9 protein-coding genes are annotated in these 18,157 nt (G+C 71.4%); 1 reads left to right on the plus strand and 8 read right to left on the minus strand.

Annotation, left to right across the window (positions count from 1 at the left end; translation table 11 throughout):
• Positions 1 to 108 precede the first annotated feature (108 nt).
• On the plus strand, positions 109 to 5,052 hold the full coding sequence (locus tag O3X23_RS05060) for an NAD-glutamate dehydrogenase (protein WP_269269895.1): 4,944 nt from the start codon (positions 109 to 111) through the stop codon (positions 5,050 to 5,052).
• A gap of 75 nt (positions 5,053 to 5,127) precedes the next feature.
• Here the strand turns inward: O3X23_RS05060 and O3X23_RS05065 are convergent, their stop codons facing one another.
• The 8 genes from O3X23_RS05065 to O3X23_RS05100 all read right to left on the minus strand — a co-directional run bounded on the left by O3X23_RS05065 (position 5,128) and on the right by O3X23_RS05100 (position 18,064).
• Positions 5,128 to 6,480, minus strand: coding sequence for a serine/threonine-protein kinase (locus O3X23_RS05065; RefSeq protein WP_269269896.1), 1,353 nt, complete (start codon positions 6,478 to 6,480; stop codon positions 5,128 to 5,130).
• A gap of 110 nt (positions 6,481 to 6,590) precedes the next feature.
• On the minus strand, positions 6,591 to 7,208 hold the full coding sequence (locus tag O3X23_RS05070) for a class I SAM-dependent methyltransferase (RefSeq protein ID WP_269269897.1): 618 nt from the start codon (positions 7,206 to 7,208) through the stop codon (positions 6,591 to 6,593).
• A gap of 116 nt (positions 7,209 to 7,324) precedes the next feature.
• Positions 7,325 to 10,846, minus strand: coding sequence for a bifunctional glycosyltransferase/CDP-glycerol:glycerophosphate glycerophosphotransferase (locus O3X23_RS05075; RefSeq protein ID WP_269269898.1), 3,522 nt, complete (start codon positions 10,844 to 10,846; stop codon positions 7,325 to 7,327).
• Between the two features lie 243 nt (positions 10,847 to 11,089).
• Entirely contained in the window at positions 11,090 to 12,022 is a 933-nt protein-coding gene (locus O3X23_RS05080) for a class I SAM-dependent methyltransferase (RefSeq protein ID WP_269269899.1), read from the minus strand.
• Positions 12,023 to 12,035: 13 nt separating this feature from the next.
• Positions 12,036 to 14,306, minus strand: a complete 2,271-nt coding sequence (locus tag O3X23_RS05085; RefSeq protein ID WP_269269900.1) for a bifunctional glycosyltransferase/CDP-glycerol:glycerophosphate glycerophosphotransferase — start codon at positions 14,304 to 14,306, stop codon at positions 12,036 to 12,038.
• Positions 14,307 to 14,473: 167 nt separating this feature from the next.
• Positions 14,474 to 15,325, minus strand: a complete 852-nt coding sequence (locus tag O3X23_RS05090) for a carbohydrate ABC transporter permease (RefSeq protein ID WP_269269901.1) — start codon at positions 15,323 to 15,325, stop codon at positions 14,474 to 14,476.
• Positions 15,322 to 16,608 (minus strand): carbohydrate ABC transporter permease, encoded by a 1,287-nt coding sequence (locus O3X23_RS05095; protein ID WP_443047776.1) that lies wholly within the window; start codon positions 16,606 to 16,608, stop codon positions 15,322 to 15,324. The genes O3X23_RS05090 and O3X23_RS05095 overlap by 4 nt, the downstream gene beginning before the upstream one ends.
• Before the next feature lie 73 nt (positions 16,609 to 16,681).
• Positions 16,682 to 18,064 carry an ABC transporter substrate-binding protein gene (locus tag O3X23_RS05100; RefSeq protein WP_269269902.1) on the minus strand — a complete coding sequence of 461 codons (1,383 nt, stop codon included), beginning with the start codon at positions 18,062 to 18,064 and terminating at the stop codon, positions 16,682 to 16,684.
• Positions 18,065 to 18,157: the final 93 nt, after the last annotated feature.

Genomic DNA, 18,157 nt, shown 5'->3' on the forward strand with positions numbered 1-18,157 from the left:
CCCCCCTGTATCCCGGCATAGCGTCGTCCCGTAGCGGTGAACCCGCGCACCGGGACGCCGCGCCATCACCCGACGTCACGCAACGGCGCGCGACAGGAGTCAGAGGACATGCAGACCAAGCTGGACGAAGCCAAGGCCGAGCTGCTCACACGGGCGGCCCGGGTAGCTGAGAACAGCCCGGCCGGGGGACACCCGGGCCAGGGCCTCGACCAAGAGGCGCTGCTCGCGTTCCTCCAGCGCTACTACCTCCACACGGCACCGGAGGACCTGCTCGATCGCGATCCGGTCGACGTGTTCGGTGCGGCGCTGTCCCACTACCGCCTCGCGGAGCTGCGGCCGCAGGGCACCGCGAATGTCCGGGTGCACACCCCGACAGTCGAAGAGAACAGCTGGAACTGCAGCCATACCGTCGTCGAGGTCGTCACCGACGACATGCCCTTCCTCGTCGACTCGGTCACCAACGCCCTGTCCCAGGCGAACCGCGCGATCTACGTGGTGGTCCACCCGCAGATCGTGGTGCGCCGCGACCTGACGGGGAAGCTGCTGGAGATCATCGACTCCGGCTGCGGGGTGCACGACAACGGCGTCGCCCCCGAGAAGCTGCCGCACGACGCGCTCACCGAGTCCTGGATCCACGTCGAGATCGACCGCGAGACCGACCGCGACGACCTCAAGGAGATCACCGCCGAGCTGCGCGGCGCGCTGTCCGACGTCCGTGAGTCCGTCGAGGACTGGACGAAGATGCGCGAGGCCACGATCCGGATCGCCGAGGAGCTCGCCGCCACGCCGCCGCCGCTGCCCGAGCAGGAGGTCAGCGAGGCCTGGGAGCTGATGCGCTGGCTCGCCGACGACCACTTCACGTTCCTCGGCTACCGCGAGTACGAGCTGACCACCGCCGCCGGCCCCGACGGCAGCGGCGAGGACGTCCTGTCCGCGGTGCCCGGCACCGGCCTCGGCATCCTGCGCTCCGACCCCCAGCACGGCGACGACGGCACCCACCCCGGCTCCCCCTCGTTCAACCGGCTTCCGGTCGACGCACGCGCCAAGGCCCGTGAGCACAAACTGCTGATCCTCACCAAGGCCAACAGCCGCTCCACCGTCCACCGGCCCTCCTACCTCGACTACGTCGGGGTGAAGAAGTTCGACGCCGAGGGCAACGTCATCGGCGAGCGGCGCTTCCTGGGCCTGTTCTCCTCCGCCGCGTACACCGAGTCGGTACGGCGCGTCCCGGTGATCCGCCGCAAGGTGGAGGAGGTGCTGGAGGGCGCCGGCTTCACCCCGGACAGCCACGACGGCCGCGACCTGCTCCAGATCCTGGAGACCTACCCGCGCGACGAGCTGTTCCAGACGCCCGCCGACGAGCTGCGCTCCATCGTCACCAGCGTGCTGTACCTCCAGGAGCGCCGCCGGCTGCGGCTGTTCCTGCGGCAGGACGAGTACGGCCGCTACTACTCCGCGCTGGTCTACCTGCCGCGCGACCGCTACACCACGGCGGTGCGGCTGCGGCTCACCAACATCCTCCAGGACGAGCTGAACGGCCACAGCGTCGACTTCACCGCCTGGAACACCGAATCGGTGCTCTCCCGGCTGCACTTCGTCGTCCGCGTGGCCCCCGGCACGCCCCTGACCGACCTCACCGAGTCCGAGATCGACCGGATCGAGGCCCGACTCGTCGAGGCCGCCCGCTCCTGGGCCGACGGCTTCGGCGAGGCGCTCACCGCCGAGTGCGGCGAGGAGCGGGCCGCGGAACTGACCCGCAGCTACGCCCAGGCCTTCCCCGACGGCTACCGGGCCGACTTCACCCCCCGCTCGGCCGTCGCGGACCTCCAGCACATCGAACGGCTCAAGCCCGAGGGCGACTTCACCCTCAGCCTGTACGAGCCGGTCGGCGCGGCCCCCGGCGAGCGGCGCTTCAAGATCTACCGCACCGGCGCGCCCGTCTCGCTCTCCGCCGTCCTGCCGGTACTGCAGAAGCTCGGCGTCGAGGTCGTGGACGAGCGTCCCTACGAGCTGCGCCGCACCGACAACACCCGCGCCTGGGTGTACGACTTCGGCCTGCGGCTCGACCCCTCCCTCGGCGATCTCGGCGACGACGCCCGCGAGCGCTTCCAGGAGGCGTTCGCCGCCACCTGGACCGACGAGGCGGAGAACGACGGCTTCAACTCCCTGGTGCTGCGCGCCGGGCTGAACTGGCGCCAGGCCATGGTGCTGCGCGCCTACGCCAAGTACATGCGGCAGGCCGGCTCCACCTTCAGCCAGGACTACATGGAGGACACCCTCTGCACCAACGTCCACACCACCCGGCTGCTGGTGAACCTCTTCCAGGCCCGGATGTCCCCGGACCACCAGCGGGCCGGCAAGGAGCTGACCGACGGCCTTCTGGAGGAGCTCGACGGCGCGCTCGACCAGGTCGCCTCGCTGGACGAGGACCGCATCCTGCGCTCCTTCCTCACCCTCATCAAGGCGACGCTGCGCACCAACTACTTCCAGCGCCGTGACGACGGGCAGTGGCACAGCTACCTGTCGATGAAGTTCGACCCGCAGGCGATCCCGGACCTGCCCGCGCCGCGCCCGGCGTTCGAGATCTGGGTCTACTCACCGCGGGTCGAGGGCGTCCACCTGCGCTTCGGCAAGGTCGCCCGCGGCGGCCTGCGCTGGTCCGACCGGCGCGAGGACTTCCGCACCGAGGTGCTGGGCCTGGTCAAGGCGCAGATGGTGAAGAACACCGTGATCGTGCCGGTCGGCGCCAAGGGCGGCTTCGTCGGCAAGCGGCTGCCCGACCCGGCGGTGGACCGTGACGCGTGGCTGGCCGAGGGCATCGCCTCGTACAAGACCTTCATCTCCGGCCTGCTCGACATCACCGACAACCTGGTGGGCGGCGAGGTCGTCCCGCCCAACGGCGTCGTCCGGCACGACGAGGACGACACGTACCTGGTCGTCGCGGCGGACAAGGGCACCGCGTCCTTCTCCGACATCGCCAACGAGGTCGCCGTCAGCTACGGCTTCTGGCTGGGTGACGCGTTCGCCTCGGGCGGCTCGGTCGGCTACGACCACAAGAAGATGGGCATCACCGCCAAGGGCGCCTGGGAGTCGGTCAAGCGGCACTTCCGCGAGATGGGCCACGACTCGCAGACCGAGGACTTCACGGTCGTCGGCGTCGGCGACATGTCGGGCGACGTGTTCGGCAACGGGATGCTGCTCAGCGAGCACATCCGGCTGATCGCCGCCTTCGACCACCGGCACATCTTCCTGGACCCGACCCCCGACGCGGCCACCTCCTTCGCCGAGCGGCGCCGGATGTTCGAGCTGCCGCGCTCCTCGTGGGCGGAGTACGACACCTCGCTGATCTCGGCGGGCGGCGGCATCCACCCCCGCAGTGCCAAGGCCATCCCGATCAACGCGCAGGTCCGCAAGGCGCTCGGCATCGAGTCGAACGTCGCCAAGATGACGCCCGCCGACCTCATGAAGGCGATCCTCCAGGCCCCCGTGGACCTGCTCTGGAACGGTGGCATCGGCACTTACGTCAAGGCCTCGACCGAGTCGCACACCGACGTCGGCGACAAGGCCAACGACGCGATCCGCGTCGACGGCGCGGACCTGCGGGTCAAGGTCGTCGGCGAGGGCGGCAACCTGGGCCTGACGCAGCTCGGCCGGATCGAGTTCGCCCTCAACGGCGGCAGGATCAACACCGACGCGATCGACAACAGCGCCGGCGTGGACGCCTCGGACCACGAGGTCAACATCAAGATCCTGCTCAACAGCGTGGTCGCGGACGGCGATCTGACCGTCAAGCAGCGCAACACGCTGCTCGCCGCGATGACCGACGAGGTCGGCGGCCTGGTGCTGCGCAACAACTACGCGCAGAACGTCGCCCTGGGGAACGGCATGGCACAGGCCTCCAGCCTGCTCCACGCCCACCAGCGCTTTATGCGCAAGCTGGTGCGCGACGGGCGGCTCGACCGGGCGCTGGAGTTCCTCCCCACCGACCGGCAGATCCGCGAGCGCCTCGCCAACGGGCAGGGCCTGAGCCAGCCCGAGCTGTCGGTGCTGATGGCGTACACGAAGATCACCGTCGCGGAGGAGCTGATCCACACCGACCTCCCGGAGGATCCGTACCTGCGCACGCTGCTGCACGACTACTTCCCCCGGCCGCTGCGCGAGCGGTTCGCGCCGCAGATCGAGAACCACGCGCTGCACCGTGAGATCGTCACGACGATGCTGGTCAACGACACCGTCAACACCGGTGGCACGACCTTCCTGCACCGCTTCCGCGAGGAGATCGGCGCGACCGGCGAGGAGATCGTCAGGGCGCACACCGCGGCCCGCGCGATCTTCGGGCTCTCCCGGATCTGGGACGATGTCGAAGCGCTCGACAACGTCGTGGCCGCCGATGTCCTGACCCGCATCAGGCTGCACTCGCGCCGCCTCGTCGAGCGCGCCACGCGCTGGCTGCTCAACAACCGGCCGCAGCCGCTGGAGATCGCCGAGACCATCGAGTTCTTCCGCGACGGGGTCGCCACCGTCTGGTCGGAGCTGCCGAAGCTGACGCGCGGCGCCGATCTGGAGTGGTACCAGAACATCTACGACGAGCTGACCGCCGCGGGCGTCCCGGCGGAACTGGCCACCCGGGTCGCGGGCTTCTCCTCCGCCTTCCCGGCCCTCGACATCGTCGATGTCGCGGACCGCTCCGGCAAGGACCCGATCGAGGTCGCCAAGGTCTACTACGACCTCGCCGACCGGCTCCGGATCACCCAGCTCCTGGACCGCATCATCGAACTGCCGCGGGCCGACCGCTGGCAGTCGATGGCCCGCGCGGCCATCCGCGAGGACCTCTTCGCGGCGCACGCCTCGCTCACCGCCGACGTGCTGGCCGCCGGGAACGGCACCTCCACGCCGGAGCAGCGCTTCAAGGCGTGGGAGGAGCAGAACGCGGCGCTCATCGGCCGCGCCAGGACCACCCTCGAGGAGATCCAGGGCTCGGAGGAGTTCGACCTCGCGAACCTGTCGGTCGCGATGCGGACGTTCCGTACGCTGCTGCGCGCCCGCCGCTGAGGATCGGCCACTGACACGACGCCGGCCGGACCCCGCCGCAAGGGGTCCGGCCGGCGTCGTGTCGTCGGCGAGGCGTCAGCGGGTGGCCGCCGGCGCGGAGGGGCTCGGCGACGCCCGCCCCGAAGTGCTGGGCGCGGGGGAGGGGGTGGCCGGCGCCGGGTCGTGGCCGCTGTTCCGTACGAAGGCGAAGGTCAGGGTCACCGCGAGGAGCAGCGCGACCACGCTGGCGGCGATCGCGAGCAGCGTCTGCTGGCGGTACGTGCCGCCCACCGGCGCGATCTCGGGGGTCGCGGTGCCCCAGTTGGACCACGTGGCGACGACCGGCCCGAAGAGGTTGCCCGGCGGGTCCCCGGAGCCGGAGCCCGCCGAGGGGGCGTCGGGAATCAGGGGCTCCGGGGCGGGCGGCCGCTCGGCCGCGGCGGTGCGCCGCGCTATCTCCGCGGTCAGCGGCTCCGGCAGCCAGTCGGTGAAATCGCGCAGCGGACGCCGGACGGCCCGTTCGCACAGCTCGGCCAGCTCGGCCGGCGCGGGCCGGTCGGCGGGATCGGCGGTCAGGCAGCGCTCCAGGACCGGCCGCAGCAGGTCCGGGTAGCCGGACAGGTCCGGCGGCCGCCGGGCGGTGTTGGCGATCCGGGTGGCGAGGCTGACGGGGCCGCCGGGGCCGCCGTCGCCGTACGGATGGCGACCGGTCGCGGCGACGGCGGCGATCAGACCGAGCGAGAAGACATCGGTCGCGGGGGTGAGGGCGTCCCCGTTGGCGTGCTCGGGCGACATGTACTGCGGGGCCGCGATGAGGCCCGTGCCACGCGTCAGCCGCATGGACTGGGCGGCCCCCGCCAGGCCGAAGTCGGCCAGCCAGGGGCCGTCGTCGCTGAGCAGGACGTTGCCGGGCCGGAGATCACGGTGGACGATCCCGCAGTTGTGCACCGCGCGCAGCCCCCCGGCCACGCAGCCGGTCAGCTGCAGGACCGAGGCGGGCGGCAGCGGCCCGAAGGCGGTGAGCGCGTCGTCGAGGGAGAGGCCGGGTATGTAGGCGGCGGCCAGCCACGGCCGGTCCCCGGTGGCGTCATGGCCCACGACCGGCACGACGTGGTAGCCCCGCACATCCCGCGCGGCCCGCACGTCCGACTGGAAACACCGGCGGAAGTCCCTGTCACGCGCGTACTCCCGGCGCACCACCTTCAGGGCCACGGGCTGCCCGCTCGGAGCGTGCGACAGGTAGACCGCGCCCAGGCCGCCTTCGCCGATCCTGGCGAGCAGCCGGTACCCGGCGATCTCCCGGGGATCCTCCGGCCGCAGCGCGCCCAGCGCGCCGGGGACGTCGCCGCAGGCGCTGTCGTTGCTGGCGATGTCCGGCACCCCCGATCGGCGATCGAGGAACGATGCTACCGGTCCGAACTCCTGTGCCTGGCACGGGTATCCGGCCATGCGGGGGTCCTTGGCGGGTTGTGCGCGCGGGGCGAACGAACGGCGCCCCCGCCTTCCCGGCGGACCGGGTGGACGGGGGCGTGGAGGCCGGGGGCGCGGAGGCCCGGCGGTCAGGCCGTCGGGGCCGAGGAGACCAGGACGAACTCGTTGTAGGGGAAGACCTTCCCGGCGGCGCGGGGGAACGGGAAGGAGTAGGTGCGCCGCGTGGTCAGCCCCGCCTCGTCGGCGTAGGCCCGCAGTTCCTCGAAACCGACGAAGCGCACATGCGTGGCGTCCGTGCGGTATCCGGCCTCCTGCGGGGTGATGAGGACCACCGAGCCGCCGGGCTTCAGGTACGGCAGGTACTGGGCGAGCAGGCCCTTCGCGACGTCCTCGTCCAGGTGCTCCAGCACGTGCGCGCACAGCAGGCTGTCGAAGGAGCCCGGTCCGCAGTCCGCCGCCTTGGCCAGCTCCTCCGGGGTGTACGCGGTCAGCCCGCGCTCACGGGCGGTCGCCACCGACGTCGGGTTGTGGTCGACGCCCACGCTGTCGGGACCGCAGTTCTGCAGGTTCCGGCCCAGTCCGCAGCCGATGTCGAGCACCCTGCCCAGCTTCAGGCGGCGCAGGTTCCAGCGGTACGGGGCCTGCGTGGGAAGCAGCCGCTTGATACCGGCCTTCTCCAGGGTCGCCAGACGCTCGGTGTAGTTGGCGTCAGCGGTGCTCTTACGGTCCTGCGAGGTGTCGGACATCAGCCGGAGTAGCTTTCTCTGGGATGAACGGAAGGAGCGCTGGGCGGTGTTTGTGAACGCTAGCAGCGCGAAGAACGCAAATACCAGGGCCGATGGGCAGAGCGAAACACCGCCTCTCAGCCATGATCGGAAAGCAGCAGGTCAGCGACCCGGGAGGCGGCGGCGCCGTCGTCCAGGGGACAGAAGGCGGTGTGGAAACGGGCGTAGTTCTCCGCACTCGCGCGGGTGACGGAGTCCAGATCCCGCAGTGCGCCGATCAGGTCGTCGGTGCCGCGCAGGAGCGGGCCGGGCGCCTGTGCCTCGAGATCGAGGTAGAAGCCGCGGCCGGTGTCCCGGTAGTGGTCCAGGTCCGGCGTGAGGAACAGCATGGGGCGCCCGGTGTTCGCGAAGTCCGTCATCACCGACGAATAGTCGGTGACGAGTACGTCCGCGATCAGCAGCAGCTCAGCGAGCTCCGGGTAGCCGGACACGTCGCGGACGAACCCCCCGGCGCCGGCCGGCACCCGGTCCGCGACCAGCGGGTGGGCGCGAACCAGCAGCACGTGGTCGGCGGCGAGCGCCGACTCGGCGGCGGCCAGGTCCAGGGCCAGGTCCAGCCGGTAGTGCCGGGCGTCGTACGCCCGGTCGTCACGCTGCGTCGGGGCGTACAGGACGACCCGCTTGCCCGCCGGCAGGCAGAGCCGGTTACGGACCTCCTCGGCCAGCTTGTCGCGGTCGACGGAGAAGAGCAGATCGTTGCGCGGCAGCCCGGTCTCGACGATCTCGCCTTCGTAGCCGAGCGCCCGCCGCAGCAGCGGGGTGCTGTACGGGTTCGGGGAGATCAGCACGTCCCACTGGTGACCGCGCCGGGGCTGCGGCCACAGGTGGGCGAGGTCGGCGCACAGCGTGCCGGCCAGGTCGTGCCCGATGCGCTTGAGGGGCGTGCCGTGCCACGTCTGGACGACCCGCTGGCCCTCGCGCCGCTCGAACCAGGCGGGCAGGTGGCTGTTGGTGACGAGGTGGCGGCTGCGGGCGAGCGCCTCGTGCCACGCCGCGCTGCCGTGGATGACGGCGCGCGCCGTCGGCGGCAGCTGCACCCGGGCGTCGCGGACCACCCACAGGTGCTCCAGGGCGGCCTCCCGGCGCACCAGCTCCTCGTGCACGGCGCGCGGCGAGTCCGAGTACTGGCGGCCCTCGAAGCTGCTGTAGAGGACGGCGTCGCGCAGCCCGCGGGCGCGGGCCCGCGGGTAGTGCCGCTCACGCAGCAGCCGCCCGCGGTAAGGGCCGCGGTCCTCCGGCGCCACGGCGGGACCGGCGTCCAGGACCAGCAGGTCGTGGCAGCGCCGGTCCAGCACGAGGTCGCCGCCGGCGAGGGAGAGGGTGAGGGGGAGAGCGGGGAAGGCGGAGGGGGCTACGTGGAGGGGGGTCTCGGTGGTGCCGGTGCCCCCGGTGGTGCCGGTGTCGGTGTCGGTGTCCGTGCTTGTGCTCGTGCGGAGGTGGAGGTGCCAGCGGCCCTCGGCCGGCGCGGCTTCCGCCGGGCGGACGGTCACGCTGAAGCGGTCGCCGTCCGGCGTGACCGTGACCGGGAAGACGGCCTCTGCCCGGTGCGTGCCGTGCCGCAGCACCAGCTCGGCGCCCCCGGAGGCCATGGCCGGCAGCTCGCCCTCGATGAGCAGCGAGCCGTCCGCCGGCACTCCTACGTGGTCGGCCACCGGCCGGGGCGTACGGTCCCGCAGTTCCAGGTCGCCGGCCGGCGTGGCCCCGAGGACCAGCTCACGGCGGAGCCCGCCGGCATAACGGCCCTGCGGCGCGGACGGATCGACGGCGATGCGTGTCGATCCGTCGGTCAGCGTGAAGGCGACGTCCCAGGTCACGCCGTCCTCGGCGGCAGCGGTCCCGAAGGCCGCGCGGGCGCTCGCCAGGCCGGCGAGGGAGAACCGGGTGGTGACGACGCTGCCGGGCCTGCCGGTGGAGCCGGCCGGGCGGCAGACGGCGGGGTACTCGAGGAACGTTCCGGAGGCGCGGTGGGTCAGCCGCAGGGTGCGCGGCTGGTCCTTGCCGCTGTTGACGGTGAGCAGTTCGACGGTGTCGTCGTCCAGCGCCCGGTGGCCGGTGAGCCGCACATCGACCGGCTCGACGGACAACCGCAGGCGGCCCGCCTCGAAGGACGGGACGAGGCGCATGCCCTCGTCCAGCGGGTGCGGCGGCGGCCAGACAGGCCGGTCGGTGTCCCCGGCGTGCACCTCGGTGGTCCTGACGATGCCGGAGGTCGCCACGGTGACCCCGAGCCGCCACTGGCCCGCGCTCCACCGCCCGCCGCGGCGCAGCCGCTTCGGATCGACGGTGATCTCGAAGCCCGACCAGTCGTAGCAGTGCTGCTCCTGCCGCGAGGCGTCCGTGGCCTCCGGGGCCGGCACGGTACGCAGCGGGAGCAGGAGCCTGCGCCGGCCCGAGGTCAGGACCGCGGTCTTCAGGGACCGGCGCCGGGTGGAGGCGTCGAGATTCCGGATGTACGCGTAGCCCCTGAGGACGAGCTTCCCGTCCTGCCAGCGCGTTTCGAGGAGGCCGGACCGTACGGGGAGGTCGGCCGCGGACAGCGCGGCCACGTCGTGCGGCAGCCGGATCGTGCCACCACCGGCGCCCGTGCCGTCGGGGACCTCGGCGCGCCTGCGCAGCGGGAACGGGGGGCCCGCGACCGTGAAGCCGCCGTGGTTGCGGTCCTCGTGCGCCAGCACGGCGAGCAGGTCGTCGAGCCGGCCCTCGCGGATGAGGTGGCACCTGATCCGGAGTCCCACCGGGAGTTCGCCGTGCAGCGCGGGGTCGACGCGGGTGAGGAAGTCCCGGGCGCGGTCCATGAAGGCCTCGCGGTACTCGGGGCCCGCCGCCGGCAGCCTTCCGGCGCACTCGGACAGGTCCTCGGAGAGGACGGAACGGTCGTACGTCCTCTTGAGCGGTTGTGCCTGGGCCGAGGCGTCGAGGAAGCGGCTGATGCCGTCCACGGCCGCGAAGCGGTCCCGGAGATCCTGGACGTCGGTGCGGCGGGGGGCCGGGCGGGGGTGGGGGTCGTGCCGGTTGCCCTGGGGGTCGTGCCGGTCGCCTTGGGGGTCGTGCACGTCGACCGCTTCGGCGAGGACGTGCGCGCGGATCGTGACCGCGCTGTCCTCGTGGCGGACGTCTTCGGGGAAGGCGAGGGCGTGGCGGTCCCAGAAGGCGCGGCGGAACACCTTGTTCGTCGCCGAACGGTCGGCCAGCAGCGGTGTGCCGGTGCCGGTGCCGGTGCCGGCGGCTCGGAAGGCGGTCGCCAGGTCCGCGCCCGAGCGGTCCAGCCGCTTCACCAGCTTCTCGTACCAGCGTGGGGGGAGGGTTTCCGTACCGTCGAGGAACGTCAGGTACGTGGTGCGGGGGTCCGCGTGCCCGGCTCCCGTGTTGCGGGCGTGACCGAGGCCCCGGGTGTCCGGTCGTGCGGCTCGCACCAGGCGGAAGCGCCGGTCGTTCTCGGCGAACCGCCGCGCGGTCTCCGGGGTGCGGTCCGCGGGGCCGTCGTCGACCATCACCACATCGAGGGCGTCCAGCGTCTGCTCCGCGACCGACCGGAGGCATTCCTCCAGGTACTGCTCGACGTTGTGGACGGGGACGACGACGGTCAGTCGGGGCGTCATACGGAGGCTCGGGCCTTTCCTGGCGGGGTGCGGGGGCCGGGGCCGGGCTCTCCGCCGCAGGGGTCCGAAATCGTATATTTACGAGCCTGGCGGCTCACAAATACACGGCAGCATTTCGGACCCCTACGGCTGCGAGCCCGTCCCCTCCGTTCGCCCTGCCTGTACGACCCGGCGAAACGATGGGATGACCTAGGGTAGCCGCTCGATCGCCCAACGTAGTCGCCTGTAAAGCGGTGTTGCCTGTCAGCCGCGGCGCAGTGCCTTCGTGATGAACGGCGGCAGGACGTTCACCGCGAACCGCCGCAGCGGGGAGCGGCGGCGCTTCGCCGGGGCGGGTGCCGCGGGCGGCGCCGGGGCCGGGGTCTCCACCTCGGCCGGGAGGGCGGCGGCAGCCTCGTGGCGGGAGACCGGCTGGGGCGGCAGGGACGCCTTGCGGCCGCTGATGCGGATCAGCGGTTCGCCCGCGACGGTCTGCACCTCGTGCCAGAGGTCCTCGCGCGCCTCCAGCCAGGTCAGCAGCTCGGCGCGCACGGCTGCCGGGTCGCCCCAGGTGCCGTAGAGCTTGCGGTCGGTGATGCAGATGACGTGCAGTCCGCCGGTGGTCACGGCCTGCCAGGCCGCGGCGGCGACGCCGGGGCAGTGCTCGGCGCGGAAGTCGTCGAGGACGACCACGCCGTGCGCCTTGAGCAGGTCGCGGGCGTCGGTGATGTCCGCGTGGACGTGCTCGTAGAGGTGCGAGGCGTCGATGTGGACGAACCGGCAGCTGTCGGCGGTGACATGGTCGGGCACCACCGAGGACAGGCCCTGGACGACCGTCGGCAGCTCGTCGTGGAAGGAGAGGTAGTTCGCCTCGAACGCCCGCCGGGTGAGCGTGGAGTACGACCTGGCCATCTCGGCGCTGTTGGCGGTGTCCTCGGCGGGCGCGTCGAACAGGTCGCAGACCGTGAAGCGTTCGTTCTCGCGTCGGTAGGAGCCCGTGAAGATGGCGCTCTTGCCCATGTACACCCCCACTTCGAGCAGGTCGCCGGGCTCGGTGAGCGTCTGCTGCCGGCTGAGGAGCCAGTCGAAGAGCAGCTGGTCGGCCGGGAAGAACCAGCCCTTCACCTCGGCCAGTGCGGTGGGGGCGGGGAGTACCTCCACCGGTTCGGTGGGGGCGGGGAGTTGCTCGACGGTCATGGGGGTGTTCCGTTCAGCTGGGCGTGAGTGAGGGGGAGAGGGTTCCGGTGTGCGGGCGGCCGGACAGCGCGCGCCCCTGGCCGGGGGCGGACACCGGGCGGCGGTCCTGGGGCGGGATCACCGACGGCAGGGTGTCCCCGCGGTTCTCCAGGAAGAGCCGGCGGACGACGCGCTCGGCGGCGTATCCGTCGTCGTACGGGCAGAAGCGTTCGCGGAACGCGGCGCGCAGCTGGGCCGAGCGGGGCCCGCGCCAGGCGTCGGTCGCGAGGATGTCGATCAACTCGTCCTCGCTGCGCGCGAGGAGGCCGGGCGGGTGCGCGGTGATGTCGAAGTAGGCTCCGCGCGAGGCACGGTAGACCTCCCAGTCCTCGGCGTGGATGACGATGGGCCGGTCGAGGTTGGCGTAGTCGAACATCAGCGACGAATAGTCGGTCAGCAGTACGTCCGAGGCCAGGCAGAGCCGCTCGACGGACGGGTGCCGGGACACATCGAGGAAGGCCGACTGTCCGGCAGCGTGCTGGGCGCCGGTGTCGTAGAGGTGATGTGTGCGCATCAGGACCGTGAATCCGGGGCCAAGTTCGCGGGCGATCCGCTCCACGTCGAGGTCGGCGTGGAAGCCGGCGCGGTAGTCGCGGTGGGTGGGGGCGTAGAGCACGGCCGTGGAGTCGCGGGGGATGCCCAGTTCGGCGCGGACGCGCAGCACGTCGTCGGGGGTGGCCCGCAGGTAGATGTCGTTGCGGGGCTGGCCGTACTCCAGGGTGGTGAAGCCGGACGGGTAGGCGCGCTCCCAGGTGAGGCTGGAGTGGCGGCTGGAGGACAGGTTGTAGTCCCAGAGGTCCGCCTGGGCGAGGACGTGGGCGAAGTCCGTGGCCTTGGCGGCCGCAGGGAACTCCCGGAGGTCCAGGCCCATGTGCTTGAGCGGGGTGCCGTGGTGGGTCTGGAGGGTGAGCTGGCCGGCGCGCTTGGCGTAGCGGGGGTGCAGGTCGTCGTTGGTGACGAGGTACTTGGCGCGCGCCATCGCCGTCCAGTACGCGGCCGAGCCCGGCTGCAGGCGGTGTACCCCCGGCGGCAGGGTGGGGGCGTGTTCGGGGGTGGTGACCCAGGCGGTGCGGATGTGTGGCGCCAGCTCGCGCAGCCGGGCCTCGATGGCGGCCGGGTTGCAGACGTAGCCGCGGTTGTCGTACGCGGAGAAGACCGCCAGTTCCTGGTCGAGGGCGCGGCGCCGCTGCAGGCGGTAGTGCAGCCGCAGTGCCGCCTCGCGGATCCGGCCGTACCGCGCGGTGAGCCGGGCCTGCGCCCGCAGCCGGGTGCGGTGGACGCCGCCGAGCGCCTGGAAGGAGCGGCGGGCCCCGAGGCGCACCAGGGCGTGGCGCAGCCCCGCCTGGCTGAACGGGGTGACGCTGAAGGCCGGCGGGCGGTGCCGGCGGTAGTAGGCGCGGCATCGTGCGAAGTAGTCGGCGCGTGACGAACGCGGCAGCCGGTCGGGGGAGTTGTAGACGGTGGTGAGGTGGTCGAGCATCCGCCGGAAGAGGGCCGGGCGCCAGTGCTCCAGCCGGGGGTTGCCGTCGAGGAAGGCGAAGACCCGGTCGTACTGCTTGAAGATGTCGAAGTGCCGGCGGCTGGTGGTGCCGAGGACGGTGCCCCGGCGGCGCTGCCGGTAGCGGACGCACACCTGGTCCAGGACGGCGACGCTGCCGGCGGCCAGCAGCGCCGGATACGTCCAGGCGGTTGCCTCGTAGTAGCCGGCGGGGAAGGTGAGGGCCGCCCGCTCGGTGAACTCCCGGCTGTAGGCCTTGTTCCAGACGACGGTGAGGAGGTCGAGCAGCTCGGGGCGGTCGCCGAGGGTGAAGGTCTCGGGACCGTGCTGCCCCAGGTGCCCGGCGAGCCGGTTGCGCCGGGCCTCGCCGTGCCAGTAGGTGCGCTCGTAGTCGAAGACGAGGAGGTCGGGACCGCCGGTCTCCTTGAGGCGGTCCGCGACCGCCAGCAGGGCGCCGGGGGCGAGGGTGTCGTCACCGTCGAGGAAGAGCAGGTAGTCGCCGGTGGCGCGGAACAGCCCGGCGTTGCGGGCGTGGCCGGGGCCGACGTTCTCGGGGAGGTGGAGGGCGGTGATCCGGCGGTCGCGGTCGGCGAACTCGTCGATGATCTCGCCGCAGCCGTCCGGCGAGCCGTCGTCCACCACGATCAGCTCGAAGTCGGTGAAGGACTGGGTCGTTACGGATTCCAGGCAGGCGTGCAGATAGGCCTGAACCTTGTAGGCGGGCACGATGACGCTGAACCGGGGCAAGGGGCATCCAGGTGTTGACGCGGGCGCTGTGGACGGGCGCCCGCGTACACACGAGGATTGCTCGGTTATCGGATGAACAATGACGTACGCGGCCTGTGCCCGTTATATGCGGCGCAACGTCGCGGGGAGTGATCTGGTTACGGCTCGTGGAGTGTGCTTGATCGCGACTACTTCACGGCGCCGGCCATCACCCCCGAGACGAACTGCCGCTGGAAGGCGAAGAACACCACGAGCGGGATGACCATGGACACGAACGCGCCCGGCGCGAGGATGTCGATGTTGCTGCCGAACTGCCTGACCTGCTGCTGCAGGGCGACGGTGATCGGCTGCGAGCCGCTGTCGGCGAAGATCAGCGCCACCAGCATGTCGTTCCACACCCAGAGGAACTGGAAGATCCCGAGCGACGCGATGGCGGGGCCGCCCAGCGGCATGATCACGGTGGTGAAGAGCCGCAGCTCGCCGGCTCCGTCCAGCCGCGCCGCCTCCAGCAGTTCGCGAGGGATCTCGGCGAAGAAGTTCCGCAGCAGGAAGATCGCGAACGGCAGGCCGAAGGCGGTGTGGAAGAGGACGACGCCGGTGATGTCGCCGAAGATGCCGATCTTCCCGAAGAGCTGGGCGACCGGGATCAGCGCCACCTGGACCGGGACCACCAGCAGGCCCACCACGGCCAGGAACCACCAGTCGCGGCCGCGGAAGTCCATCCACGCGAAGGCGTAGCCGGCCAGTGAGCCGATGACGACGACGAGCAGGGTGGTGGGGACGGTGATCAGGATGGTGTTGAGCAGCGAGTTGACGACGGTGTCGTTGCTGAGCAGCGACTTGTAGTTGGAGACGGTGAGCTCGGAGGGGGCGCTGAACACCTTCCACCAGCCGGACGCCGCGATGTCCGTGGGGTCGCGCAGGGAGGACAGCAGCAGGCCGATGGTCGGCAGCAGCCAGAAGAGCGCGACCACGATGAGGAAGACGCGCACCGCGCCCCCGCTGACCCAGGAGGCGAGTTTCGCCGCGATCGCGCTCATCGTCGTGCCTCTCTGCGCAGCCGCCGGATATTGAAGATCATCACGGGCAGGACGAGCAGCAGCAGGAGGACGCCGATCGCACTGCCGACGCCCTGGTCGTTGCCGCCGCCGAAGGACTTCAGGTAGAGCTGCAGGGCGAGCACGTTGGCGTCGTTCTGCGAGGCGCCGGGGGCGATGATGTAGACCAGGTCGAAGATCTTCAGCACGTTGATCATCAGCGTGATGAGGACCACCACCAGCACGGGCGCCAGCAGCGGCACGGTGATCTTCCGGAACACCTGCCACTCGTTCGCGCCGTCCACCCGTGCCTGCTCCAGCAGTTCACGCGGCACGCCCGCCAGGCCCGCCGCGATGAGCACCATCGCGAAGCCCGCCCACATCCAGATGTACGAGACGATGATCGACGGTGTGACCAGGCTCGGACCGAGCCAGTCCACCCCGTTGTACTGGGTGGCGAAGTTGGACGAGGGCAGCCGCAGACTGGCGCCGGCCGCCGAGGCCGGCAGCGCGAACGTGCCGTCGTCGCCGGACTTCGCCGACGCGACGACCTTCCCGTCCTTGACCGCCTCGACCTTGACGCCGGGCAGCGCCTTCTCACCGGCGTCGATCTCGCCGGCCTTCCCGCCCCCACCGGGCTTGAAGTCCAGCCACACGGTGCCCGAGACCCCGCCGTCCGCCGCGGGAGCGGCCGCCTTCGCGTCGTGCGCACCGCCCGGGATCTTGTTCTGCGGGATCCCGATCAGCGGCAGCGCCGCCGGTGTGCCCGGCTGCGCCGGCGCCTTGCTGGTGAACGAGCCGCCCGCCGTCGGCGCCAGATCCGCGTTCGGGCGCGGTCTGGCACCCGGATAGGCGGACGCCTCGGCGAACGTGTCGTGGATCCCGACCACGACGGCGTTGGCGACACCGCGGTCCGGGTCGTTCTCGTACACCAGCCGGAAGATGATCCCCGCGGCCAGCATTGAGATCGCCATCGGCATGAAGACGACGAGCTTGAAGGCCGTGCCCCAGGAGACCCGCTCGGTCAGCACCGCGAAGATCAGGCCCAGCACGGTGGCCACCACCGGGGCGACGATCACCCAGATCGCGTTGTTCTTGACGGCCGTCAGGTTGGCGTGGTCGGTGAAGACCTCGCCGAAGTTCTTCAGGCCGACGAACGCGGAGTTGTCCGCGTCGAAGAAGCTGCGCTGGACGGTGTACCCGATCGGGTACACCACCAGCGCGCCCAGCAGCAGCAGCGCGGGCAGCAGGAAGGCCATCGCCACTGCGGGGCGGGTGCCCAGCAGGCTCTTGCGTTTCACGGGGGGTGGGCCGGCCGCGGCCGCGCCCCCCGTGGTCACCGTGGAGGCCACCGGCGCCTCAGTTCTTGTACGCCTTGGCGGCGTCCGCTTCGAGTTTGGCCTGGGCGCCCGCCACGTCGGTGGGCTTCACCAGGAAGTCCTGCAGGTCCTTCCACTCGCCCTCGCCCTTGGTGCCGCCGAAGGCGGCGGGCGCCTGGTCGGACATGTCGAAGCGGAAGTCGTCGCCCGCCGAGATCAGCGCCTGCGCGATCTTCCGGGAGACCTCGTCCGGGTAGGCCGACACGTCCAGCGACTTGTTCGGCGAAACGTAGCCGCCGGACGACGCCCACACCTTCGCCGCGTCGGTCGAGGCCAGGAAGGTCAGCAGCGCCTGGGCGCCCTTGCCGTCCTTCAGGACCACCGCGACGTCACCACCGCTGACCACCGGCGCCTTGCCGCTGCCGACGGCCGGGAAGGGGAACACCTTGGCGTCGGTGCCGACCTTCGCCTTGGTGCTGGAAGAGATCACCGCGGCCGAGAAGTCGCCCTCGTAGACCATCGCGGCGCCGGGCGGGGTGCCGGTGAACGTCTGGGAGATCGACTTCGGGAAGTCGGTCTGCAGGGCGCCGGTCGGGCCGCCCGCGACCAGGTCCTTCTTGCCGAAGAGCCCGGCGAGCGTGGTCAGCGCGTCCTTGACGGACGGGTCGGTCCACTTGATCTTGTGCTGGGCGAGCTGGTCGTACTTCTCGGGGCCCGCCTGGCTCAGGTAGACGTTCTCGAACCAGTCGGTCAGCGTCCAGCCGTCCGCGCCGCCGACCGATACCGGGGGCGTGCCCGACTCGAAGATGGTCTCCGCGGCCTTGAGGAACTCGTCCCAGGTCTTCGGCTCGGCGACGCCCGCCTGCTGGAAGGCCGCCGTGTTGTACCAGACCAGCGACTTGTTGGCGGCCTTGGCGTAGACCCCGTACTGCTTGTCCTTGTAGGCGCCGAGGTCCTGCCAGCCCTTCGAGAAGTTCTTCGTCAGCTGAGCCTGGGCCTCGGGGCCGATCGGCTTGATCCAGCCCTTGTCCGCGAACTGGTGCAGCACGCCGACCTGCGGCAGGAACGCCACGTCCGGCGGCGCCCCGCCCTGGATCTTCGTCCCCAGGAAGGTGGAGGTGCTGTCCCCGGTCGGGACGAACGTGACCGTCGCGCCGGTGCGCTTCTGGAACTCGTCCAGCACCTTCCGGAAGTTCTTCTGCTCGGCGCCGGTCCACACCGCGGCCACCTCGAGCTTCTGGCCCTTGAGATCCGGCAGCTGGAGCCCCGGCGACGACGCCGACGGAGCGCCGGACGACGGCCCGGCCTCCTTCTTGTCGTCACTGCCGCAGCCGGCCGCGGTGAGCGCCAGTGCGGCGGCCGCAACGACGGCCAGCGCGGTTCGTGCCTGGTGGTTGTGCGCGCGCGTGCTGAATGTACGCATCTGCTCATCCCCTCGGTCCGGTCCGTCTGTCCTACGCCCGCGCGGAACGGCGACGCAAGGGCATGGGCGGGGTATAGGGGTTGATCGTGACCT

Origin of the sequence: Streptomyces sp. H39-S7 (genome assembly GCF_027158205.1) — a bacterium.
GTDB lineage: Bacteria > Actinomycetota > Actinomycetes > Streptomycetales > Streptomycetaceae > Actinacidiphila.